At 58.1% G+C, this 23,060-nt stretch carries 14 protein-coding genes, 1 other RNA gene and 2 pseudogenes; 11 read left to right on the plus strand and 6 right to left on the minus strand.

What is annotated here, in order from left to right:
* Positions 1–54: 54 nt before the first annotated feature.
* Together V6942_RS06370 and V6942_RS06375 are read right to left on the minus strand one after the other, a co-directional pair.
* On the minus strand, positions 55–351 hold the full coding sequence (locus tag V6942_RS06370) for an RnfH family protein (RefSeq protein WP_182967240.1): 297 nt from the start codon (positions 349–351) through the stop codon (positions 55–57).
* On the minus strand, positions 341–778 hold the full coding sequence (locus V6942_RS06375) for a type II toxin-antitoxin system RatA family toxin (protein ID WP_197974850.1): 438 nt from the start codon (positions 776–778) through the stop codon (positions 341–343). The genes V6942_RS06370 and V6942_RS06375 overlap by 11 nt, the downstream gene beginning before the upstream one ends.
* A 151-nt stretch (positions 779–929) precedes the next feature.
* Here V6942_RS06375 and smpB point away from each other — a divergent pair, with 151 nt between their 5' ends.
* The 10 genes and pseudogenes from smpB (at position 930) to V6942_RS06420 (ending at position 17,931) form a co-directional block, all read left to right on the plus strand.
* Complete coding sequence (gene smpB / locus V6942_RS06380) at positions 930–1,412, plus strand: SsrA-binding protein SmpB (RefSeq protein ID WP_106928390.1); 483 nt, start codon at positions 930–932, stop codon at positions 1,410–1,412.
* Positions 1,413–2,178: 766 nt separating this feature from the next.
* A pseudogene (locus V6942_RS06385) lies at positions 2,179–8,466 on the plus strand (Ig-like domain-containing protein); the annotation flags it as partial.
* A 255-nt stretch (positions 8,467–8,721) separates the two neighbouring features.
* Positions 8,722–10,470, plus strand: a pseudogene (locus V6942_RS23410) (BapA/Bap/LapF family large adhesin); the annotation flags it as partial.
* 77 nt (positions 10,471–10,547) lie between these two features.
* Positions 10,548–11,954 (plus strand): TolC family outer membrane protein, encoded by a 1,407-nt coding sequence (locus tag V6942_RS06390; protein ID WP_333500960.1) that lies wholly within the window; start codon positions 10,548–10,550, stop codon positions 11,952–11,954.
* Entirely contained in the window at positions 11,951–14,137 is a 2,187-nt protein-coding gene (locus V6942_RS06395; protein ID WP_333500961.1) for a type I secretion system permease/ATPase, read from the plus strand. The genes V6942_RS06390 and V6942_RS06395 overlap by 4 nt, the downstream gene beginning before the upstream one ends.
* Before the next feature lie 7 nt (positions 14,138–14,144).
* A complete protein-coding gene (locus tag V6942_RS06400) occupies positions 14,145–15,308 on the plus strand; it encodes an HlyD family type I secretion periplasmic adaptor subunit (protein WP_106928442.1) in 1,164 nt (387 codons plus the stop codon).
* An 80-nt stretch (positions 15,309–15,388) separates the two neighbouring features.
* Positions 15,389–15,751, plus strand: a transfer-messenger RNA (tmRNA) gene (ssrA, locus tag V6942_RS06405).
* A gap of 348 nt (positions 15,752–16,099) precedes the next feature.
* Entirely contained in the window at positions 16,100–16,720 is a 621-nt protein-coding gene (locus tag V6942_RS06410) for a DUF6088 family protein (RefSeq protein ID WP_153429411.1), read from the plus strand.
* Positions 16,713–17,726 carry a nucleotidyl transferase AbiEii/AbiGii toxin family protein gene (locus tag V6942_RS06415; protein WP_181519329.1) on the plus strand — a complete coding sequence of 338 codons (1,014 nt, stop codon included), beginning with the start codon at positions 16,713–16,715 and terminating at the stop codon, positions 17,724–17,726. The genes V6942_RS06410 and V6942_RS06415 overlap by 8 nt, the downstream gene beginning before the upstream one ends.
* Positions 17,716–17,931, plus strand: coding sequence for a hypothetical protein (locus tag V6942_RS06420; RefSeq protein WP_153429415.1), 216 nt, complete (start codon positions 17,716–17,718; stop codon positions 17,929–17,931). Before V6942_RS06415 ends, V6942_RS06420 begins: the two co-directional genes overlap by 11 nt.
* Before the next feature lie 20 nt (positions 17,932–17,951).
* Here the strand turns inward: V6942_RS06420 and V6942_RS06425 are convergent, their stop codons facing one another.
* Genes V6942_RS06425 through V6942_RS06440 form a run of 4 tightly spaced genes read right to left on the minus strand, consistent with a single transcriptional unit; the run spans position 17,952 to position 20,484 of the window.
* The gene (locus tag V6942_RS06425; RefSeq protein ID WP_153429417.1) at positions 17,952–18,410 is read right to left on the minus strand and encodes a hypothetical protein; all 459 of its coding nucleotides are present in this window, start codon (positions 18,408–18,410) and stop codon (positions 17,952–17,954) included.
* A complete protein-coding gene (locus V6942_RS06430) occupies positions 18,407–19,765 on the minus strand; it encodes a recombinase family protein (RefSeq protein WP_333500962.1) in 1,359 nt (452 codons plus the stop codon). Before V6942_RS06430 ends, V6942_RS06425 begins: the two co-directional genes overlap by 4 nt.
* Complete coding sequence (locus V6942_RS06435; protein WP_333500963.1) at positions 19,762–20,268, minus strand: DUF2924 domain-containing protein; 507 nt, start codon at positions 20,266–20,268, stop codon at positions 19,762–19,764. The genes V6942_RS06430 and V6942_RS06435 overlap by 4 nt, the downstream gene beginning before the upstream one ends.
* The gene (locus V6942_RS06440) at positions 20,269–20,484 is read right to left on the minus strand and encodes a hypothetical protein (protein ID WP_333500964.1); all 216 of its coding nucleotides are present in this window, start codon (positions 20,482–20,484) and stop codon (positions 20,269–20,271) included.
* A 306-nt stretch (positions 20,485–20,790) separates the two neighbouring features.
* On the opposite strand from V6942_RS06440, the gene V6942_RS06445 reads away from it, so the two are divergent.
* Positions 20,791–22,992, plus strand: a complete 2,202-nt coding sequence (locus tag V6942_RS06445) for a hypothetical protein (RefSeq protein WP_333500965.1) — start codon at positions 20,791–20,793, stop codon at positions 22,990–22,992.
* Positions 22,993–23,060 lie beyond the last annotated feature (68 nt).

Genomic DNA, 23,060 nt, shown 5'->3' on the forward strand with positions numbered 1-23,060 from the left:
ATGACAAAAAAGCGCTCACTGAGCGCTTTTTTATTGTCCATTCGTTAGCGGCGGCTATCCCTTTTTCTGTGCTGATTTCTCGGCACGCTGGCGACGCAGCTCTTTCGGGTCGGCAATCAGCGGGCGATAAATCTCAACCCGGTCGCCGTCATGAACTTCGTCCTGCAGCTTCACCGGGCGACTATAAATACCCACCTTATTTTTGCTCAGGTCGATATCATCACGCAGCGCCAGCAGCCCGCTGGCTTGAATAGCGTGTTCTACCGTCGCCCCTTCATCGAGCGTCACGCGCTGCAGATACTGCTTTTGCGGTAGCGCATAGGCCACTTCAACGGCTATTTTACCCGACACGGTAAACCTCTCTCGCGCGCATCGTAAACGCTTGCACCATGTTCAGCGCCAGCTCTTTAAAGATGCGACCAAACGCCAGCTCAATCAGTTTGTTGGTGAACTCAAAATCGAGCTGAAACTCAATCTTGCAGGCGTCAGCACTTAACGGCGTAAACTTCCAGCCGCCGATCAACGTCTTAAACGGCCCATCGACCAGATGCATCAGGATGCTTTGGTTATCGGTTAACGTATTGCGCGTGGTAAAGGTCTTACTGATGCCAGCCTTTGAGACATCGACCGCCGCCGTCATCTGCGTAGGACCAGACTCCAGAACGCGGCTGCCGGTACAACCAGGCAGGAAATCCGGGTAGGCATTCACATCATTCACCAGTTGATACATTTGCTCTGCGCTGTAGGGCACCAGCGCAGTACGGCTAATCTGAGGCATAGCAATTTCCATGATCAAACACGGCGTAAATAGTATCATTTATCTCCGGTTAAAAAAAACGGACGCGGGCTATATCGTGCTAAGATAGCGTATTGCGCCTCGCGGGAGCTTGAGGCTATGTTTATCAGATTAGCGATAACTTCAGGATATTATGACAAAGAAAAAAGCACACAAACCTGGATCGGCCACCATTGCGCTGAATAAACGCGCCCGCCACGAATACTTTATCGAAGAAGAAATTGAGGCGGGTCTCGCCCTCCAGGGTTGGGAAGTTAAATCTCTGCGCGCAGGTAAAGCCAACATCGGCGACAGCTACGTCATTCTGAAAGATGGCGAAGCTTTCCTGTTCGGTGCCAACTTCACGCCGATGGCCGTGGCCTCCACCCACTACGTCTGCGATCCCACGCGTACCCGTAAACTGCTGCTTAACCAACGTGAGCTGGATAACCTGTACGGCCGCATCAACCGTGAAGGCTATACCGTCGTCGCCCTCTCCCTGTACTGGAAGAACGCCTGGTGTAAAGTCAAAATCGGCGTGGCGAAAGGGAAGAAACAGCACGACAAGCGTTCCGATCTGAAGGATCGTGAATGGCAGCTGGATAAAGCTCGCATTATGAAACATGCCGGGCGCTAGGCCATAGGCCATTTCTATAACCCCGATATTCTCCAGCAGCAACAGAGAGTATCGGGTTATCGGTTCTTGCCGTGGGGGGAAACCGCCAGTTATTTTCTCACTGACCGATGTTTACCCTTATTTGAAAAATAAAAATAACCTCTGTTTATTATTCATATCATCAATAATGAATAATATCTTTAACCCGTAGCTTGCTGAATATTTAAATAATCATGATATAGCATATATCATATTTCAAATGGCTTATATAAACATTACCCAACCAGGCCATTTCTTCATTAAAAAGCAATTCAGACATTTCCTAAGACAGCAATTAAAACATCAATATCCACAATGATTCAGCAAGTACTGTCGCATGCCATTAGCGCATGATTTAATATAAAAGCAGCGTGAATCAAGAGATTGATTACCTTCAACGCTTTCGCAAGCATCGTTTAACCTTGCTGTATTCACTGAAAAAAAAGTGCAATTCACCAGGCGTTAATCACTGTTAAGGCATGCTTAATTTGTGATATGCGTTATTTTTAAGCTATACCGTAATCAACGGATAATTTAAAAACCATGGACGAACGCACAGCAATCGTCGTTATAAAAACAACGGCAACCTAAATCAAATTTCAATTTGAGAATTATCTTAAAAACCCGTTCTGCAAGCGGGGCGGGATATTTTTGTCTAAAAGCCAGAAAGCATTTATGCATTAACCAAAAAGTGATTTTAAAAACGACAGGCACTATCAGTTGATACCTCACTGAATGGAGTGAACCTATGGGCACCGTATCCGTCATTTCAAAATTGACCGCTGTCGCCAGCAACGTTGATGGCAACGTTATCACCCTCACTTCGCCTTCCATCGTGAAGCTACATCTGGATAGGTCCGATATCGCCTCCATGAAGCAGGTAAACCACGATCTGGTGATTACCCGACACTCTGGCGAAACGATCACCATTAAAAATTTCTACGCGACCACTGGCGCCGATGCAAACCAACTGGTGCTTGAAGATGGCCAGGGGGCGCTATGGTGGGTGCAGGATACGAATGGAGCCGTTCATTTCGAGCACCTTGATAACATTGATGCACTGTTAGCCCTTTCAGGAACTCAACATGAAGGGGCCGCCGTTTGGCCGTGGGTGCTGGGCGGTCTGGGTGCGGCAGCCGGTATCGGGCTGGCTGCCGGTGGCGGTGGCGGTGGTGGCGGTGGCGGTGGCGGTAACTCAAGCGGTGCAAGTACCGGCTCGTCGACCAATAGCAACGGCAACAACGGCGGTACCAGTAACAATAATAATGGCGCTGGCGATAATGGCGGCACCAGTAATAATAGTGGTGGTAATGATAATAGCCTGAATAACACCGGCACCCCGCCAGCGGCTCCGGCTATTGTCAGCGTAACCGAGAGCAACAAGCCAACGACGCCGATGGTCACCAGCGGTGTCGCAACTAACGATAGCCACCTGCAAATTAACGGTACCTCCGTTGCAAATGCCAAAATCATTATTTACAGCAACGGTACGGCTATCGGCAGCACTACCGCCGACGCCAACGGTAACTGGTCCTATCGTCCGGCAGACGGAACCTTTAAAGACGGGCAATACCAAATCACCGCCACCGCATCGGTGCTCGGCCAGGAAAGTAAAGAATCCGGCACCTTTGTACTGGTGCTGGATATGAGCGCGCCGGACGCCCCGCACAACCTGCAAATCTCTGCCGACGGCCTGCATCTCAGCGGCATTGGCGAAGTGGGCAGCACCATTACCATCACATCAGACTCCGGCAAAGTGCTCGGTACCGTCGTCGTTACCGACAGCGGCGGGGCGTTTACCGTCGATCTGAGCAGCAAACAGCTGAACGGCGAAACGCTGGACGCTTACGCGACCGATAAAGCAGGCAACACCAGCCTTCCCGGGATTATCGTGGCTCCGGACACCACGCCGCCGGACGCGCCTGTTCTGTACAGCCTCTCCGTTGACGGAACGCACCTTTATGGCCAGGCCGAAATCGGCAGCACGGTTACCGTCACCGACGGTCACGGCACGCCCATTGGTTCTGTGAAGGTCACGTCTAACGACGGCAGCTTTACGATCGATCTGAATCCGGCACAGCTCGCTGGTGATTTATTGACCGCTGTTGCCAAAGACGCGGCCAATAATACCAGCCTGCCGTCAACGATCCTGTCCACCGACTTAACCCCGCCGACCGCACCGGACCAACTCCAGATTGCCGACAACGGCGCCACGCTCAGCGGCCATGCGGAGGCCGGTAGCCTGGTGATTATCACCGGGCCAGATACCTACGAAATCGGCCGCGGCTACGCGGATGAATCAGGTCATTTCAGCATCGCACTGCAGCCGCAGCAAATTAACGGCGAGCTGCTGAGCGTCACCGCCACCGACGCCTCGCACAACCAGAGCCTGCCGGCAACGATCGCCGCGCCGGACATCACTCCGCCAGCTCAACCCGTCATTACCGCGCTGGTTAACGATGCCGAGGCGCTGATTGATAAATTAACCAATGACGCCAGGCCAAAACTGACCGGTACCGCCGAAGCCCATGCGACGGTCAAAATCTACGATAATACCAACACCTACCTCGGCTATACCCAAGCAGATGGTCAGGGCCACTGGAGCTTCACGGCGAACGGCAATCTGCCCAATGGCGGCCATGTATTCACCGCCGTCGCCGTCGATGGCGCGGGCAATCTCAGTATACCTTCGGCCCCGGTGAGCGTCGTTATCGACACGATCCCGCCGACAACGCCGGCGATCATTCAGCTCAACGACGCGGTTTCCCCGGCCGTTGGCGCCGTACTCAATAACGGAGCAACCAACGATCCGGCCGCGAAGCTCACCGGCAGCGGCGAAAGCGGCTCCACCGTACATATCTCGCTGAATGGAACCGAGGTGGGTACCGCACTGGTCGATCAAAACGGCGTCTGGTCATATACCCTCAGCGCCATGCAAAGCGATAAAACTTACGTTGTAACGGCGACGGCAACCGATGCGGCTGGCAACACCAGCGGTATCTCCAACAGTTTTACCTTTACCTTCGATAACACGCCGCCAGCAGCGCCGGTCATCACCAGCGTCACCGACGATGTCGGGCTGTATCAGGGAACGATTAATCCGCTGAAGCCCATCACCGATGATACCAAACCCACGCTGAACGGCACCGCCGAAAAAGGTGCCGTCAGCGTCAGTATCTATGAGGGTTCCCGCTATCTCGGCAGCGCAACGGTTGATAGCACAACCCACACCTGGAGTTTTACCTTAGACGTACCGCTCACTAACGGTGACCATACCCTCAGCGTCTTCGCCGTCGATGCGGCCGGTAATGTCAGCACCACCTCCGCAGACTTTACGCTGAACGTCGATACGATTGCGCCAACCGCGCCTTTGTTCACGGTGACGGATGATTCAAGTGGTATTGGCCTGCCGCTGATTACGGGCCAGGTGACCAAAGATACGACCCCGACGCTCAACGGTATCGCGGAGGCGGGTTCGACGGTCGATATCTATGACAACGGTAACAAAATTGGCACGATTAACGTGGATAGCAGTCTCATATGGTCATTTAGCCCGACGCTGAGCGCGGGTTCCCATACGCTGACCGCTACCGCTACCGATGCTGCGGGCAACATCAGCAACGCCGCCGGGCCGTTTAACCTGTATGTCCAGAGCCCGACCGCCACCGGGCCGGTCATCGTGGCAATTATCGACGATACGCCCCTCAATATCGGCAGCCTGGGTGATAATCAGGTGACGAACGACACGACCCCGCTCCTGACCGGCCTCGGCACTGCGGGGCAGTACGTCACCATCTACGTCGACGGCAAGGTAGTTGACTCGGTGTTAGTCGGTCTCGACGGCCAGTGGAGCTACGAGCTCTCGCTGAGCGAAGGTGCACACACCTTTTACGTCACTGAGCCGGACTTTGTCGACCCAAGTCCTCTCTTCCACACCACCATCGATATCACGCCGCCGGCGGTTTCAACGTTAGTGATCACCGACAACACCGGTGTCCTGAAAGGGCCGATTCTTAACGGTACCGTCACCGATGAAACACACCCCACCATCAGCGGTAAGACGGAGGCCGGCGCGCAGGTTATCATCTATGACAACCTCCTCGAACTGGGCCGCGTTACCGCCGACAGCAACGGAAACTGGTCATTTACGCCTGATAGCACCTACGCCGCCGGGTTGTTCCACAGCGTGTACGTCACCGCCACGGATGCCGCAGGCAATACCAGTACATCGCTGCCGATCGCCTATACAGTCTTCACGGTTCAGCCGCTAGCGCCGACAATTTTGACCGCAGATGACGACGTCGGAACCCTCCAGAATGTGCTCTATAACGGCAGCGCTACCGACGATAGTCGCCCTCTGCTGCACGGCACAAGCTTCGAAAGCAATGCCACGATCGCCATTTACGACAACGGTGTCTTTGTCACGAATGTAACCACCACGGTACTCGGTACCTGGTCCTGGCAGCCGGCCACCCCGCTGAAAGATGGTCCGCACAGCTTCACCGCCACGGTCACTAACGCTATCGGGGTAACCAGCGTAGCGTCCGGCTCATTCACCCTAACCATCGATACCGTTGCGCCGTCCGCACCGATTATTCTGCAGGCCAGCGACGGCAGCACGCCTATCGTCGGCATCCCAACCAATAAACCCAATCTGACGCTCAGCGGTACCGGTGAGGCTGGCGCCAAAATTATCATCTACGACAGCGTGACCCACTCCGCCATAGCGACAACCACAGTCAACGCCGACAACAGCTGGAGCGTCTCCTTGACGGGGCTGTCTGACAACACCCACACGCTGACCGCGACGGCAACGGACGCCGCAGGCAACACCAGTATTGATTCGTCACCTTTCACCGTGATCGTCGATACCCAGCCACCGCAGGCTCCGATTATTATCACCGTGCATGATGATGTCGGCACACTGCAAAACGACCTGACGCAAAATCAGGTCACCGACGATAATCGTCCGACGCTTACCGGTACGGCAGAGCCGGGGGCAACCGTCACCATTTATGACGGCAATAAATCGATTGGTCAGGTGAAAGCGGACGCCTTAACCGGCGTGTGGTCCTTTACGCCAACCACCGCGCTGGCAGATGGCTCCCACACCTTAACCGCCAAAGCGACCGATGCCGCAGGCAACACGGGATTAGCCTCTAACTCGTTCACCGTCGTGGTCGATACCGCGGCCCCCAACGCGCCGATCATCACGACCATTCTGGACGATACGCTGCCGCAGGTCGGTAACGTAGCGGATCAGGGGGCCACCAACGACGTCATTCCGGTGATCTCCGGTACAGCGGAAAAAAATACGCTCGTTGAGATTTTCGACAACGGCAAAAGTATTGGCACAACCACCGCCGACGGCTCCGGTAACTGGACATTTACGCCGCTCGTGCCGCTGCTCACCGGTACTCACGTGTTAACGGCGAAAGCCACCGATGCGGCTGGCAACGTGAGCGGCAGCTCTTCCAGCCGTACGCTAACCGTCGATTTGATCGCGCCGGATGCGCCAAAAGATCTCAGCGTCAACCTGGCAGGCAACATCCTTTCAGGAAGCGCCGAAGCTGGCAGTAAAGTCACCGTGGTGAGCGCCACCGGCGTCGTATTAGGCACCGGCACCGCCGACGCCACGGGCAAATTCAACATCACGCTCTCTCCGACGCAATCTAACGGAGAAAAACTGAGCGCCTACGCGACCGATGCGGCGGGTAACCAAGGGTTGCCGACCGACGTCTATGCGCAGTTCAGCACCCTACCGGGCGCGCCGGTGATTAGCGCCATCATCGATGATTTTGGCAGCATTCAGGGCAGTATCGGCAACGGTAAAACAACCGACGATACCCTACCGACCCTCAACGGCACCGCCCAGGCGCGCGCCAGCGTCAACATCTATGACAACGGGAAACTGCTCGCCACCGTTACCGCAGACAACAACGGCGTCTGGCAGTATCAGACCACCACCGCGCTGGTAGAAGGCCCCCATATCTTTACCGCCACGGCGACCAACAGCACCGGCACCGGTCTGGCATCTGCTGCAATAACCATCATCGTCGATACCACCGCCCCCGCAGCACCGGATGCGCAGGTCAGCGCCGACGGCTATAGCATCAGTAACCCAACGGGCACCCATACGGAAGCCAATGCGACCATCACCATCACGCTGCCTAACGGGAGCAAACTGACGGTGACGGCCGATGCCAGCGGCAACTGGTCCACCCTGCTGCCTTCACGGCTGGTGAGCGGCGAAACCCTTATCGTCAGCGCCACCGACGCGGCGGGGAATAAATCAGCGAATACCACGATCCACGCCCCCACGCTGCCGATCGCCGCTAACGATGACATCATCAACCTGACCGACATTACCACCAATGCCGTTGTCACCGTCAAACAGGCCAGCGGCTACGGCGCGCAGCTGATTAACGCGCTCGGCAACACCATTACCGTGCTGGCGGATAAAGTGGCGAAGGCAGAATTCACCGTCGACGCCAATAACACCGGCAGCGCCACCATCAATGCTATTGCGACCGGCACCGTCCTTTCACTGCTCAGCTCGCAGCTGATTGTGGTGCAGGTGTTTGATACCAATCTTCAGGCGTGGACAACCATTGTCGACTCCTCCCAGGCACAGTTCGCCAATCTGCTGACCCTCGGCGCCAGCGGTATATCTCTGCAAATGGACGGGCTGGCGGCGGGTAACTACCGGGTACTGAGCTACAACACCAGCATTCTGGCCGTTGGCGCCTATACCGGCATTAACGTCACGCTGACCGAAACCACCCCGGGAGTACTGACGGAAACGACGCCGCATCAGGGCAATCTGCTTACCGAAGGCAACGACGTCGCGCCAATTGGTACCGTCGTCTCGGCGATTACCCTCAACGGCGTATCCACCCCTGTCACCGCCGACCCGGCCGGAACGACCATTAACGGGAAGTACGGTAAGCTGGTGATTAACGCCAGCGGCGACTACACCTATACCCTTTATCCCACCACCACGGCGACGGCCCTCGGGCATTCCGACAGCTTTACCTACACCATCGTGCAGGGGGGCGTCAGCAGCTCCGCCAACCTGGTGATTACCCTGGGTGCTGGCAGTACCAGCGCGCTCACCGCGGTGGATGACAGCGTCAGCATGATTTACAACACCCAGGTCAACGCGGCAACGGCGGCTACGCTGCCTGCCAGCCAGACGAGCTATACGATCGTCAGCCTGGGTCTGGGAGACGTCATCTCCGTCGGCCTGCTGAAAGATATGCGTAACCCCACGCTGCTGAGCGTGGCCGAAGGTACCGACCGCGTCATCACTCTGCAAAGCTCTGCGGGCGGCGTGATGATCGGCGCGACCTTTGACCTCTATGTTTACCGCCTGAACGTGGTCACGCAGCAGTACGAGCTGTTCCAGTCAAAAACCAACTGGCTCATCGTGCCGCTGCTGGGGGGAAAATCGGACGCCACCACCCTGACGCTGCCGGGAGGCGAGTACCTGATTGTGATGAACTCCGCGCAGGGGCTGAACCTGCTGGGCGGCTACACCATCACTTATCTGGCGGACTACACCTATCGCGTCGATAGCCTTAGCGCGGCCGCCAGCGGCAACGTTCTGAGCAACGATGCCGGCATCGCCGCCACCGGCGCCCACGTCACCCAGGTCAACGGCGTCACCGTTGCCGGCAGCGGGACGACATCGATCGTCGGAAAATTCGGTACGCTGGTGATTGATGCCAACGGTAACTATACCTACACGCTGAAAAGCGGGGTCAGCGCAGGCAGCATTACCTCGCCGGACAGCTTTATCTACACCATCACCGCGCAAAACGGGACACAGGCCTCCGCGACGCTGAATATTCAACCTAGCGCACACGCGCTTGATGCGGTAGATGACGTCAGCAGCGCCATGTCGCTCAGCACCACGCAGGTCACGACCGCCGGGGCCAGCCTCATCGGCGCGGCCACCACGCTGGCAAAATCGACGTCGCACCTGGAAACCGATACCACCTTTACGGTGGCCGCCGGAACGGCGCTGAAGGCGGTGTCCATCAGCTTCAGCGTTGCCTCAAGCGTCGCTATCAGCAGCCTGGCGCTGAAATGGGTGCTGTATGAAGATGGCGTCCAGGTCGCCACTAACAGCGTCGCGAAAGGGGCGTTAACGCTGTTCAATAATGTGAATACGCTGAGCCTAAGCGGGTTGGAACTGAGCGCTGGCCATACCTATACCCTACACCTGATTGCCGATATGGGCATTCCACAACTGGGCGCCATTACCATCACGCCGTCGTTCGTCGGCACCTCGTACGATCTGGACAACTTCCTGATCACCGGCAGCCACAACGTGACGGGGAATATTTACGACGGCAGCGACGCCGCTGGGGCGATGGACCAGCTCTCCGGCTCGCACACCACATTAACCATTAGCGGCTTCAACGGTAGCGTCGCCACCCTGACGCCGCTGCTCAACGCCACCACCACTAACCCGCTCAGCAGCCTGACCAGCGCGACCATTACCGGGCATTACGGTACGCTGACCGTCAATATTGACGGGTCGTACTCCTATACCCTGAACAGTAACGTGCACCCGTCCGACATCGTCAATAAAGAGGTGTTCACCTATACGCTGAACGATCAAAACGGCCACACCGATACCGCCACCTTAACCATTAACATGAATCCGCTGTTCACCAGCACTAACCAGTCGGACGTGATTATCGGCTCTGCTTACGGCGATACGCTGATTTATAACCTGCTGAACAGCACCGATGCTACCGGTGGTAACGGCGTGGATCACTGGAGCAACTTCTCGCTCGCTCAGGGGGACAAAATTGACATTCACAGCCTGCTGGTTGGCTGGGACGGCCAGTCGTCATCATTAGGCAATTTCCTGACGGTAACCGACACAGGAAAAGGGACGGTGATCTCAATTGACAGAGATGGCGCCAGCGGAACGAAATATTCTTCTACAGATTTGCTGGTTCTTGACGATGTACACAATATCAAGCTTAGCGATCTCGTCGAACAGAACCATATTGTTGTCGGATAAGTCATCGGCAAACGCCGGGCGCGGCCACGCCCGGCGTTAAACAATAGGGAACTGTGCCGTTTTTATAAGGATCCATAATGAGCATTAAAATACCCGTCAGTTGGGGTCTACTCTGTGCCTTATATTCCGCTCCGCTTTTGGCGCAAAACGCCGCATTGCCGATTTCCCCGCAAGGACTGCAAGACCAGCAAGAACTCCCCGCGCTCGACGGCGCACGCGCGCTGCCGCTAAACGATGCCATTCCCGGCGTCCTCACGCTGAACGACGCGGTAAGCCGAGCCGTCAGTTGGCACCCTTCCATCAGCGAAGCCATCGGTAAGCTAGCCAGCCAGAACGCGCAGGTCGATGTCGCCAAATCGAAATACTATCCGCAGGTCAGCGCGGGGATGAACAACGGCTACACCAACACCTATCTTGATCACGGCTTCAGCCCTTCGCTGGTGCTGTCGCTTTCCCAGATGCTCTACGACTTCGGCAAGGTGGCAAGCCAGGTCCGCGCCGAAAGCGCAGGCGTCGCGCAGCAGCAGGCTAACGTCCTGCTGGCGATTGATACCGCCGGGCACAGCACCGCCAGCGCAATGGTGCAGGTGCAAACCTGGCAACAGATGGTCGACGTCGCCAAAGAGCAGCTCGACGCGCTCGTGGCGATAGGAAAACTCACCCAACAGCGCAGCGACGAAGGCGCGACATCGCAGTCCGACGTCGTACAAACCAACGCACGCATCGAAGCCGCGCGCGCCCAGCTCTTACAATACCAGGCGACGCTCGACAGCGCGCAGGCCACGCTGATGAGCTGGCTGGGATGGCAGAACCTGAATGGGATCAGCAATGACTTCCCCGCCAAACTGGGCAACAGCTGTGAAGTGGCCCGGACGGATGACCGGCTGGTGCCCGCGGTGCTGGCGGCCTGGGCACAGGCCACCGCTGCACAGGCTAACGTCGACTACGCTAACGCGCAGATGACGCCCACGATCTCGCTTGAACCGCAGGTGCAGCACTACCTGAACGACAAATACCCCAGCCACGAGGTGCTTGACCGCACGCAGTACTCCACCTGGGTGAAAGTCGAAATGCCTATCTATCAGGGCGGCGGGCTGACGGCGCGGCGCGACGCCGCCAACTATGCGCTACAGTCGGCGCAGGCGACCGTCCAGCGCGTTCGGCTGGAGGTCCGGCAAAAGCTGCTCGAATCGCGCAGCCAGTCGATGAGCCTGATGAGTTCGCTGCAGGTGCAGTACCGCCAGCAGGCCCTGAGCACCCGCACCCGCGAGCTTTACCAGCAGCAGTATCTTGACCTCGGCTCCCGCCCGCTGCTCGACGTACTTAACGCCGAGCAGGAGGTGTTTCAGTCGCGCTTTGCCGAACTGCAAACCGAAAACCAGCTGCACCAGCTGCAGCTTAACTGCCTGTATAACACGGGACGGTTTCGCCAGGCGTTCGGGTTAGAACATCACAGCATCCAGTCCGTGGAGATCCAGCCATGAATCGCGCCGACATCAGCGAAAGCTATCTTAACGAGAAAACGTTAAGCCACTGGGCGCGGGCGATGAGCTATGTCGCCGCGCACTATCGCATCGCCTGCTCGCCGGGCATGCTTCAGGCCAACGCCCCGTGGTTTAAGGACAAAAGCCTGCTGCCCGCCCTCACCCAGCTCGCCCGCCAGGCCGGGCTTTCGGTACAGCTGCTGGAGGCCAATTCCACCACCCTCGGCAGCTGGCGCCTGCCGGTTGTGGCGACGCTCGACGATGGGCAGTTGGCCATCGTCGAGCGCTTTGACGGCGAAAGCACCGTTGACGTCTGTTTTATTGATGATGAGCACCAGCGTAACCGGCTGCCTCTCGCCGACCTGATGCCGCGTATTGAATATGTTGTGGCGCTGCGCCCGCTTTCCGCCCTGCGCGACAGCCGGGTGGACAACTACGTATCCCGCTTCAGCCCCGACTGGCTTAAGGTACTGGTCCTGAAGGATCTGCGCCCCTACGGCCCGGTCATGCTGGCCGCCTTTCTCGTCAATGTGCTGTCGCTCGGCGGGATCATCTTTTCAATGCAGGTGTATGACCGGGTGATCCCCGCGCAGTCCTACCCGACGCTCTACGTGCTGGCTTTTGGGGTGCTGCTGTCGGTGATCTTCGGCTTTATCCTGCGCGTCGCCCGTAGCCACATCATGGATGTGCTCGGCAAGCGGGCGGACCTACGCATTTCCGACCGCATCTTCAGCCACGCATTACGCCTGCGTAACAGCGCTATCCCGCGTTCTACCGGCAGCTTTATCTCTCAGCTGCGCGAGCTTGAGCAGATCCGTGAAACCATCACTTCATCGACGCTGTCGACGATCGTCGATCTGCCCTTCTTCTTCCTCTTCGTGGTGGTCCTCGGCATTATCTCGCCGCCGCTGGCGTGGATTGCCCCGGTCGCCGCCATCGTCATGGTGCTGCCCGGTATCCTGATGCAAAAACGGCTGGCGAAGCTGGCCAACCAGAGCGCCCATGAATCAACCCTGCGCAACGCGGTGCTGGTTGAGAGCGTGCAGGGACTTGAAGACATCAAGCTGATGCAGGCGGAAAACCGCTTTTTACAGCAGTGGAACAGCTACATTCGCATTACCTCGGAATCGGCGCTGCGTACCCGCGAGCTGAGCCAGGGACTGATTAGCTGGGGCATCACCGTACAAAGTCTGGTCTATAGCGCCGTCATTCTGTTCGGCGCGCCGATGGTGATTGAAGGCGAGCTGACGACCGGCTCGGTGGTCGCCGCCTCAATGCTGGCGTCAAGAATGATTGCGCCAATGGCCAACCTGTGCAGCGTGCTGACCCGCTGGCAGCAGGTAAAAATCGCCAAAGCGGGGCTGGACAGCATTATGCAGCTACCGACGGAGACCCAGCGCAGCGGCAGCGTCGTGCACCGGGAGATTTTCCACGGTCATTATCTGCTGGAAGAGGCCCAGTTCCGCTACCACAGTGAAGATCAGCGCATCCCGCTGAAAATTGCGCGTCTGGAAATCCGTCAGGGCGAGCGAGTGGCGCTGCTTGGCCGCAACGGCGCGGGAAAATCGACCCTGCTGCACGCGCTGGCGGGCGGTATTGATTTAGTCAGCGGCGAGGCGCGGCTCGACGATCTCAGCCTCGCGCAGATCGACGTCGCCGACCTACGACGCAACATTGGCCTCCTGAGCCAGAATGCGCGGCTGTTCTACGGCACCCTGCGCGAAAACCTGACGATGGGTGCGCCGCACGCCAGCGACCAGGACATTTTTGATGCGCTGGACATCGCCGGTACCAGCCAGTTCGTCCAACGGCTGCCTAAGGGTCTGGATCACCTGATTATGGAGGGCGGCAACGGTCTTTCCGGCGGCCAGCGCCAGTCAATTCTGCTGGCGCGCATGCTGCTGCGATCCCCGAATATCGTGCTGCTCGACGAACCAACCGCCTCGCTTGACGATCATACCGAGCGCGAATTTATCCAGCGGCTGAATCAATGGCTGGGCAATCGTACGCTGATCGTCGCCACCCACCGCGTGCCGGTGCTGGATCTGGTCGATCGGGTCGTGGTGCTTAATGACGGATATATCGCCATGGATGCGCCAAAATCACAGGTGTTAAACCAGGGTCGCGCCAGCGCGCAGGCTGTAAGCGGGAAGGAGTGGAAACATGAAAACCAGCCAACATGATAGCGCGATGGAGGACCTGGACATCGGCCGCGACGTGGCCTTTTCCGGCGCCAGCCGCATTGTCCTGCTGAGCACGCTGATGTTTATTGCGCTCGGCGTCTGGTCGTGGTTCGGTACGCTCGACGAAGTGGCCACCGGCACCGGCAAGGTGATTCCCAGCTCACACGAGCAGGTGCTGCAATCACTGGACGGCGGCATTCTGGCAGAACTGAACGTCCGCGAGGGCGATAAGGTGCACGCCGGGCAGATTGTCGCCCGTCTCGACCCTACACGTTCGGAATCCAACATGGGCGAAAGCACCGCGCGCTACCGCGCGTCGCTGGCCTCCAGCGCCCGCCTGTATGCGGAAGTAAACGACAGTCCGCCGATCTTCCCAAAAGAACTGAAAGCCTGGCCGGACCTTATCGCCAGCGAAACGCGCCTCTATCGTACCCGCCGCGCGCAGCTGTCAGATTCTGAGGCTGAGCTGAAGGATGCGATGGTGTCGGTGGATAAAGAGCTGGCCATCACCCAACGCCTTGAGAAGAGCGGTGCCGCCAGCCACGTGGAAGTGCTGCGCCTCCAGCGCCAGAAAAGCGATCTCGGGCTAAGGCTTACCGACCTGCGATCGCAGTACTACGTACAGGCGCGCGAGGCACTTTCCAAGGCCAACGCTGAAGTCGACATGCTGCAGGCGATCATTCGCGGTCGTGAAGATTCGGTCACCCGTCTGACGGTGCGCTCCCCGGTGCGCGGGATTGTGAAAAACGTGCAGGTAACCACGCTCGGCGGCGTCATCCCACCGAACGGTGACCTGATGGAAATAGTCCCTATTGACGATCGGCTGCTGATTGAAGCCCGCCTGTCGCCGCGCGATATTGCCTTTATCCACCCCGGACAGCGGGCGCTGGTTAAGCTTACCGCCTACGATTACGCCATCTACGGCGGGCTAGACGGAGAAGTTGAGACTATCTCGCCGGACACCATTCAGGACAAAATTAAGCCTGAAATCACCTATTACCGCGTGTTTATCCGCACTCATCAGGATTACCTGACCAACAAAGCCGGACGCCATTTCTCCATTACCCCAGGAATGGTCGCCAGCGTCGATATCAAAACCGGTGAAAAAACCATCTTTGAATACCTGATGAAACCGTTCAACCGAGCAAAGGAGGCGCTACGTGAACGATAAATGTACGCTCAACGGCCTGTTACGCCACGTTTTTCACTGGCAACGGCACGCCTGACTCTGTTATACTTGCTGTACACATTGGGGCTGATTCTGGATTCGACGGGATTTGCGAAACCCAAGGTGCATGCCGAGGGGCGGTTGGCCTCGTAAAAAGCCGCAAAAAATAGTCGCAAACGACGAAAACTACGCTTTAGCAGCTTAATAACCTGCTCTGAGCCCTCTCTCCCTAGCTTCCGCTCTTAAGACGGGGATCAAAGAGAGGTCAAACCCAAAAGAGATCGCGTGGAGGCCCTGCCTGGGGTTGAAGCGTTAAAACTAATCAGGCTAGTCTGGTAGTGGCGTGTCTGTCCGCAGGTGCCAGGCGAATGTAAAGACTGACTAAGCATGTAGTGCCGAGGATGTAGGAATTTCGGACGCGGGTTCAACTCCCGCCAGCTCCACCAATATTCAAACCCCAACCACTATCGGTTGGGGTTTTTTCTTATGTGCTCCCGCCAGACCCCGCGAACATGCGCGGAACGCTGAGTAGGTTTGCGGACTTCGACAGTCAGGCCTGCTGCCCACCTCTGGCCACCTGGCGCTCTCTCCGGGCCATTCCTCTCTCTTTTCTGTCCGCCTCAAAACCGCCCGAAGTCCGCAGGCGTCACACCTGCGGCCTATGTAAATCAATGGCTTGCGCGTTGATTGATCAAGCGGTTGTTTTTTGGCATCGGTAAGCGAAGGCGATATGAATCGTCCTTGGCGGGTAGCAGTGCTTGCAGTTTGTCAGAAACTCGACTATATTTTCGTACATGAAAACGACCCGCAATACTGCCGAGCTGATTCGTCAGCGCATTGAGGAGATGCCGGTCGGGGAGCCTTTTACCCCGACGGTGCTTCTGGAGTGCGGTACCCGTGCATCCGTTGATCAGAATCTGTCGCGCCTGGTCAAGGCGGGGACGATCGAACGTGTGACGCGCGGTGTCTTCGTGCGCCCCGAGGTCAGTCGTTTTGTCGGCAAGGTGATGCCCGAGCCACTGAAGGTGGCCGAGACCGTTGCTAAAACAACTGGCGCGGTCATTCAGGTTCACGGCGCTGAAGCCGCCCGTCGGCTTGAACTGACCACACAGGTTCCAACGCAGTCAGTCTTCGTGACCTCTGGTCCGTCAAAGCGAATCCGCGTGGGTAATATGGAGATTCGTCTGCAGCACGTCTGCCAACGCAAGCTTGCCCTGGCTGGCCGCCCGGCAGGCCTTGCTCTTTCAGCTATGTGGTACCTCGGCAAAACGGAAGTGACACCTGCCCTTGTCGAAAAGATTCGGCGCAAGCTGGGCACGAGCGAATTCGAGGTTCTGAAGTCGGCGACTTCCTCAATGCCGGCGTGGATGAGCGATGCCATTTTCCAAAACGAACGGACGGCAGCTCATGCCTGAAGCCTTCCTGCACCTCAACGCTCAAGAGCAGTCCCAGATCTATCGGGCGCTGGCACCGCAAATGGCGCGCTCGCCAGTGGTACTGGAAAAGGATGTGTGGGTCTGCTGGGTGCTGCAGGCCCTGTTCACCATGCCCGGTCGGCTGCCCATGGCCTTCAAAGGCGGCACTTCCCTGTCCAAGGTATTCGGCGCCATTGCCCGTTTTTCCGAGGATGTTGATATCACGCTCGACTACCGGGGTCTTGACGGCTCTTTCGACCCATTTGCCGAGGGTGTGTCCAAGACGAGGCTGAAGAAATTCAGCGACGACCTCAAGTCTTTCGTGCGCGACCATGCCTTCGATGTTGTGGCGCCGCACATCCAGAAGATTCTTTCAGCTGAGTTTGATAGCAACGCCGCTGCGTTCCGGCTCGAACTCAGCGAGAACGGCGAGCAGATGCGCCTGCATTACCCCAGTGTGCTGGAAACGCCGGGGGACTATGTGGGCAACAGCGTCTTGATCGAGTTTGGTGGCCGCAACATCACCGAGCCGAATGCCGAACACATCGTCGAGCCGGATATCACGCCGCACGTAACCAGCCTGGCATTTCCGCGCTCAACAGTGAGCGTCTTGTCCCCGGCCCGCACATTCTGGGAAAAAGCGACGTTGATGCACGTCGAATGTCAGCGCAACGAGTTCCGCGCCAGTGCCGAGCGCCTGTCACGCCACTGGTATGACTTGGCCATGTTGGCCGAACATGATCATGGCCAGGTCGCCATAGAGGATCGCGCCCTGCTGGCAGACGTGGTGAAACACAAGAAGGTCTTCTACAACGCGAGCTACGCCAACTACGATGCCTGCTTGACCGGTCAGCTCAGGCTTATCCCGGAAGATGCTGTGCTTGCCGCCCTGCGTGATGACTTTCAGCGCATGATTGGCGCCGGCATGTTCATCGGTGAGCCGCCAACTTTTGACGCCATCGTCGATCGCCTTCGCGCCTTGGAAGCAGCCATTAATGAGCGCTGATTTGATCAATCCCACCGGTGTCGATGTCGGCGGTTTGCAGGTCGACGACCCTGCCATTCAAGGTTTTCTTGCCTTGTTGGAGACTGATATTCAGACAGGACGGCACCTGTCGAGCCTGTCCGACAGCCTCGCACAAGCCATGCTAGACAAATCGATGGAGTCTGTGGACCTTCTTGCAGATATTGAGGGTAACGTGGCGCTCTGATCCAGCGCCACAGATGCGTTTCAGAGCGTACGGGCAGGATCTTCCTGCACTGACCAAATCTGCGCCCGCTGCTCATCCCACAGGAGCGGCGTGCCCGACGCGAGGTCAAACAGCGTCACTTCTGACGGCAGCGTTTCATCGAGAATGGCGGCCACTATGTCCGGTGCCAGCGTCGTGAGGTTGACCATCCGGCTCACGTACGCCCGATCCATACCCTCGCGCTCGGCAACCTCCGTCAGGTTTTCTGCTTCCCCGGACTCCAGCATCGCCAACCAGCGGTGGCCACGCGCCAGCGCCATTTGAATGGGCGTCGGTTTGTCGTTGATGGGCCTGGGCTTCAAGGTATTGCCGTCGGGAAGTCTCACCACCTTGCGACCGCCACGCCGCTTGATCTGGATCGGCACGGACAGGGTCAGCCGACCATCGCTGGTGCTGACCACATCCTGCTGGCCAGTCTTTTCGATGCGCACCTCCTTCATGCTGTCACCTCCGCTGCTTCCTTGGCCGGCTCGGGCCGCAACTCGAGCACCAGCCGCTCGATGCCGTTCGGTCGCAGCCGGACCTCGAGATCGGTGGGCGAGACGATCACCTTCTCGATCAGCAATTTGAAGATCCGGGTTTGCTCAGCGGGGAACAGTTGATCCCAGATCGCATCGATGCGCGTCATGGCGACCGTCACCTTGGCCTCGTCCAGTGACGGGTCCAGCTTCGCTGCGCGCGGTAGGATGTCGGCCAGCAAGTCCGGCGATCGCAAGATCGATCGCACCTGATCAAATACAGCGGCTTCCAGCTCGGCAGCTGGCAGGCGTGGCAACCCCGAGGCACCGGCATGCTCCTTGGCATCGCGTTGGGGAATGTAGTAACGATACCGCCGGCCGTTGCTTTTCTTGACCGTGTGCCACGGTGACAAGGCCCGCCCATCGTTGCCGAAGACCATGCCCTTGAGCAGGAACGGCACCTTCGAGCGAGTGTTGTTGCCACGCACGCGGCTGTTGGTCGACAGGATTGCATGCGCTTTGTCCCACCACGCCTGCTCCACAATCGGAAGGTGCTCCGCCGGGTACCACTGGTCCTTGTGGCGTAGCTCGCCGAGGTAGGTCCGGTTGTGGAGCAGCGCGTACACGAGTGTCTTGTCGATCAGCTTTCCCTCGCGCACCCGACCGTCCTGCGTGGTCCATGATTTCGAGGTCACCCCGTCCAGCCGCAGCTCCTTGACCAGGAGGGTGCTCGATCCCAATTCCACAAATCGCCGGAAAATGTGCTGGACCACCTTGGCTTCTGCCTTGTTGGGCACCAGGCGCCGGTTCTCGACGTCATAGCCCAACGGGGGAATGCCGCCCATCCACATGCCCTTTCGCTTGCTGGCTGCGATCTTGTCACGGATGCGCTCGCCGGTGACCTCCCGTTCGAACTGGGCAAAGGACAGTAGGATGTTCAGCATCAAGCGGCCCATCGACGTGGTCGTGTTGAACTGCTGGGTCACAGACACAAAAGACACCCCATGCCGTTCGAACACATCGACCATCTTGGAAAAGTCGGTAAGGCTGCGCGTCAGCCGGTCGATTTTGTAAATCACCACCACATCAATCAGCCCAGCCTCGATGTCGGCCATGAGCCGCTTCAGGGCTGGCCGCTCCATGTTCCCGCCGGAAAACGCCGGATCGTCATAGTCATCGGCCACCGGAATCCAGCCCTCAGCCCGCTGGCTGGCAATATAGGCATGGCCGGCGTCACGCTGCGCGTCGATGGAGTTGTATTCCTGATCGAGTCCCTCGTCAGTGGATTTGCGTGTGTAGACCGCGCAGCGCATCCGGCGCTTGAGAACCTCGCTCATCGATGACCTCCCTTGCGTGCTGATTTCTTGGGCCGGACGTTGGTCTTCAGGCCAAAGAACACCGGCCCCGACCACCGGGTGCCGGTGATCTCACGCGCCAGTTGCGACAGGCTGGTGTAGGGTTGGCCAGCGTGCAGGAAAGTCCCGTCGGCCTGGACTACCACTTCGTGGTCAACGCCCTGGTAATGGCGGCAGAGCACCGTGCCCGGGGTCAGTGCGTAATCGGCCGACCGGGTCTGTGATTTCTGCTGGCCGAGCTCCAGCAGGTTATCGATACGACGCTGATTGCGCTCAAGCAGGTTGCGGTCGGTCTTGCGGCATTCGATGATCTGCAGTTTGTAGGCGATCCGGCGCTCGAGAAACTGCCGGTTGTGCGTTGGGGTGTCGCCGCCGAACAGGCGCCGCCAGAGCGACTTGATCTCCGCCATGCCCAGCTTGGGCAGGTTGGAGATTTGCGCCACGACCGTGTCGGGCGTGGGGGCAATGGTGATTCGAGGTTTCATTCAGGGCTCCATCGATGGGTTGTTGTCGATGTCTGAATGAACGCTCTGTTCGACCGGAAAGCCAAGTACAAACGGCGTCTCTTGTGGCGAATTTGCGGACTTCGCGAAATCGGGCTGGCGCAGGCGGCAAAGCCCGACAGCCAGGAGGCCGGCGAGCTCAGCACAGCGCTGCTCTGCCGTCATTCGTTCGGGTGGGAGGGTGTTGATCTGCAGCATTGGTAGGCTCTCTCATCATTTCCAACGGTTTATCTATGCCGGATTATGAAAATTAGCCCTGCGGCTGGCATCCCGAAATTGCTGGCAGATGGGTAAGCCTGCGCAACAACGTGCGTCAGCGATGAAATTTCCGGCTTACGCCAAATGAGTGGCAACCGCTTGAAAATTGCGCAAATGTCCTCATCTATGGGACGAGTTTTGCATTTTTCCTAACCGCCGCTCAGCGAAGCCCAGGAGAGATTGGCAGCACGGTCGGCCGGCTCCCGAATCTGCTTCCCTGACAAAAACAACCGAAAAGGGGAGCCGATGGCCAAAACATTCAAGAACATTCCGTCTCTGCATCGCTTGCTGGAGTCGGCGCCCCTCGAGTCGGTCCGTGATCTGCTGCTCCAGGTTGACGAACAAGACTACGCCGCCTGTTTTGGTGACGTGGAGTGGCCAGAGGCGGACGCGACTGACGACGTCGTCGAAGCCTGCCGGCAGGCCGTACTGGAAGTGGCGGCCTCCTTGCAGCCTGATGCGGCTGTTCCCCTTGAGCAGCATGCGTCTCGCATCCTCAATCTGGCCGAGGGGCGTGGCGTGGAGGCAGTTGCCAAGGTGGCTGACCGGATCTTTGATTCGGCCAACACCGGTGCATTTGCGCAGCAGCGGGATGACTACGGTCGAGCTATCTACCTTTACGTGCGCGAAGGCGAACTGTTCGATGATGCTGAGAACCTGTTCTATGCCGACCACTATCGCAACCTCGGCCGGATGTACGAAGCTTTTGAGGTCGACGCCAATGGCGGACTGGATTTCCAGTGGGACGATACCGTCAAGGCAGCCTTGGAGGCCAAGCTGCAGCAGGCACTGGAATTACCGGAGAACTGCAAGATCGATCACATTCGGGTGGCCACCAAGCGCGACGATGGCACCGAGGTGGCATCCCATCTGTTGATCATCCGCCATGCCGGTCCGCTGTCCAGCGTGGCGGCTATGAAAGATGGTCGCAAGAAGCCGATGTACTACCGGCCTGCCATTGAGGCCACGCTGCTGTTTTCTCCTGAAGACGCCGTGGTTGAGGTCTTTGCGGCCAGTCCCGGGGTGCGACCGGTCGTGGCCTCAGCCTTTGCCGAGGTGGGCTTGAAACACAATCTGTCGGATCGGCCACTGACGCTGCGCCAATACAACCTGAGCCGGTTTTTGACATCGCTGCGGCTGGATGCGCCCACCGTTGCCGGTTTCGACATCGAATCGGTCACCGTGGTTGAGGCTGAGGTGCGGCCACAGAATTTCAAACATCGTGCGTCCCTGCGCGTAGCCATCGGCGATGACATCGAGACCGTGGCGACCGACTTGTTCGGGCCGAACAACATCTTCAAACGCGCGGCGTTGGTCAGCCGTATCGTGATTGCTGTGCGCTACGCCGCCGATGGCGAAGCCAAGAGCAAGACGCTGAACATCACCCTGAGCGATCCCAATCGCTGCAACCTGCGCAGTAACCGCGATCCCAAGCAGCGCGATTTCGGCTTCAAGCTGCTGGAACACTGGGGGCTCATGCAACAGGTTCGGCCGCTGGACGCGGCAGAAGAATGTGCGGTGTTTCCTGCGTTGTTGCGCCTGTTCGATGAACACGCCGAAACCGTGACGCGACGTCATCTGGATACGCGCGGTATCGCACTCGACCCCTTGCTCGAGGGCGGCTTTCTCGTGCGCCGTGGGCGTCAGAGCAGCATCGAAGTCGAGCTGGAAAACGGCGAGACCCAACTGGTCACCGTCCAGTCCTCGCCGACCCTCGGGCATGTCCGCTACGAATGCCCGATTTCGCGCCAGTGGGTGGAGCTGCCTGCCCAATCGCTGGATTTCTTCGAGATCAAACGGGAGTGGATCGAGGAGCGCATCATCAAGGGTCTCAAATCGTCACTCAAGCCCGTCGGGCAGATGCTGCAGGAGCAAGGCCTGATCTTCCTCGGCGTGCTCGATCTTGATGGCGAATCCATCCCTGCCTACCTGGCACGTCAGCTGTCCGACCAGCGTGTCATTCGAGACTACGATATCCAGTTGCGTGCGCACCAGAATGCCGGTATCGGGGTGGTGCTGTCATGCTCCGAAACGGCACCTGCTTTCCTGGGGTGCCATGTCGTGGTGCCATTGGCCACGCTGCTGGTGGCCAATGCTGTTGAGCCCATCGTTGATCTCATGCGTCTCAAGAGCGTCTACGGTCAGGGCAAGGTACTGGCCCGGGGTGGCCAGACGGTGGACTTCATTGTCGAGCACAACCGGTCAGGGTCGCTGTTCATTCCCGGCAAGCCTGTTCTGACCGTGGTGGGGGAAAAGCAGATCAAGTTGGTTCAGCGACTGGTGGATGCTTACCGCTCGGGCAATCCGGCGGTGGTGACCAAAGATCTGATGGATGGCCTGGGTGCCGCCAGCCCAAGCCAGGCTTTCCGCAACTGGAAGGAACAGATCGCCGACATCTACATCGGCCAGGCTGAGGGCAAGCGAGGCGCCTGGAAGCTGCTCGTCTAACTCGTTTTCTCCACCACCCATGCGGGCTGCCTTGTGCAGCCCGTTTGCATTTCTGGGCCGGCCTCACG

Origin of the sequence: Kluyvera genomosp. 2 (assembly GCF_036759865.1) — a bacterium.
GTDB classification, from domain to species: domain Bacteria; phylum Pseudomonadota; class Gammaproteobacteria; order Enterobacterales; family Enterobacteriaceae; genus Kluyvera; species Kluyvera ascorbata_B.

Bases quoted from the DNA above. Each gene is read 5' to 3' on its own strand.
- V6942_RS06445 (WP_333500965.1), top strand. From the start codon at position 20,791: ATGGCCAAAACATTCAAGAACATTCCGTCTCTGCATCGCTTGCTGGAG.
- V6942_RS06420 (WP_153429415.1), top strand. From the start codon at position 17,716: ATGAGCGCTGATTTGATCAATCCCACCGGTGTCGATGTCGGCGGTTTG.
- V6942_RS06400 (WP_106928442.1), top strand. From the start codon at position 14,145: ATGGAGGACCTGGACATCGGCCGCGACGTGGCCTTTTCCGGCGCCAGC.
- V6942_RS06435 (WP_333500963.1), bottom strand. From the start codon at position 20,268: ATGAAACCTCGAATCACCATTGCCCCCACGCCCGACACGGTCGTGGCG.
- V6942_RS06410 (WP_153429411.1), top strand. From the start codon at position 16,100: ATGAAAACGACCCGCAATACTGCCGAGCTGATTCGTCAGCGCATTGAG.
- V6942_RS06395 (WP_333500961.1), top strand. From the start codon at position 11,951: ATGAATCGCGCCGACATCAGCGAAAGCTATCTTAACGAGAAAACGTTA.
- V6942_RS06425 (WP_153429417.1), bottom strand. From the start codon at position 18,410: ATGAAGGAGGTGCGCATCGAAAAGACTGGCCAGCAGGATGTGGTCAGC.
- V6942_RS06375 (WP_197974850.1), bottom strand. From the start codon at position 778: ATGCCTCAGATTAGCCGTACTGCGCTGGTGCCCTACAGCGCAGAGCAA.
- V6942_RS06415 (WP_181519329.1), top strand. From the start codon at position 16,713: ATGCCTGAAGCCTTCCTGCACCTCAACGCTCAAGAGCAGTCCCAGATC.
- V6942_RS06430 (WP_333500962.1), bottom strand. From the start codon at position 19,765: ATGAGCGAGGTTCTCAAGCGCCGGATGCGCTGCGCGGTCTACACACGC.
- smpB (WP_106928390.1), top strand. From the start codon at position 930: ATGACAAAGAAAAAAGCACACAAACCTGGATCGGCCACCATTGCGCTG.
- V6942_RS06390 (WP_333500960.1), top strand. From the start codon at position 10,548: ATGAGCATTAAAATACCCGTCAGTTGGGGTCTACTCTGTGCCTTATAT.
- V6942_RS06440 (WP_333500964.1), bottom strand. From the start codon at position 20,484: ATGCTGCAGATCAACACCCTCCCACCCGAACGAATGACGGCAGAGCAG.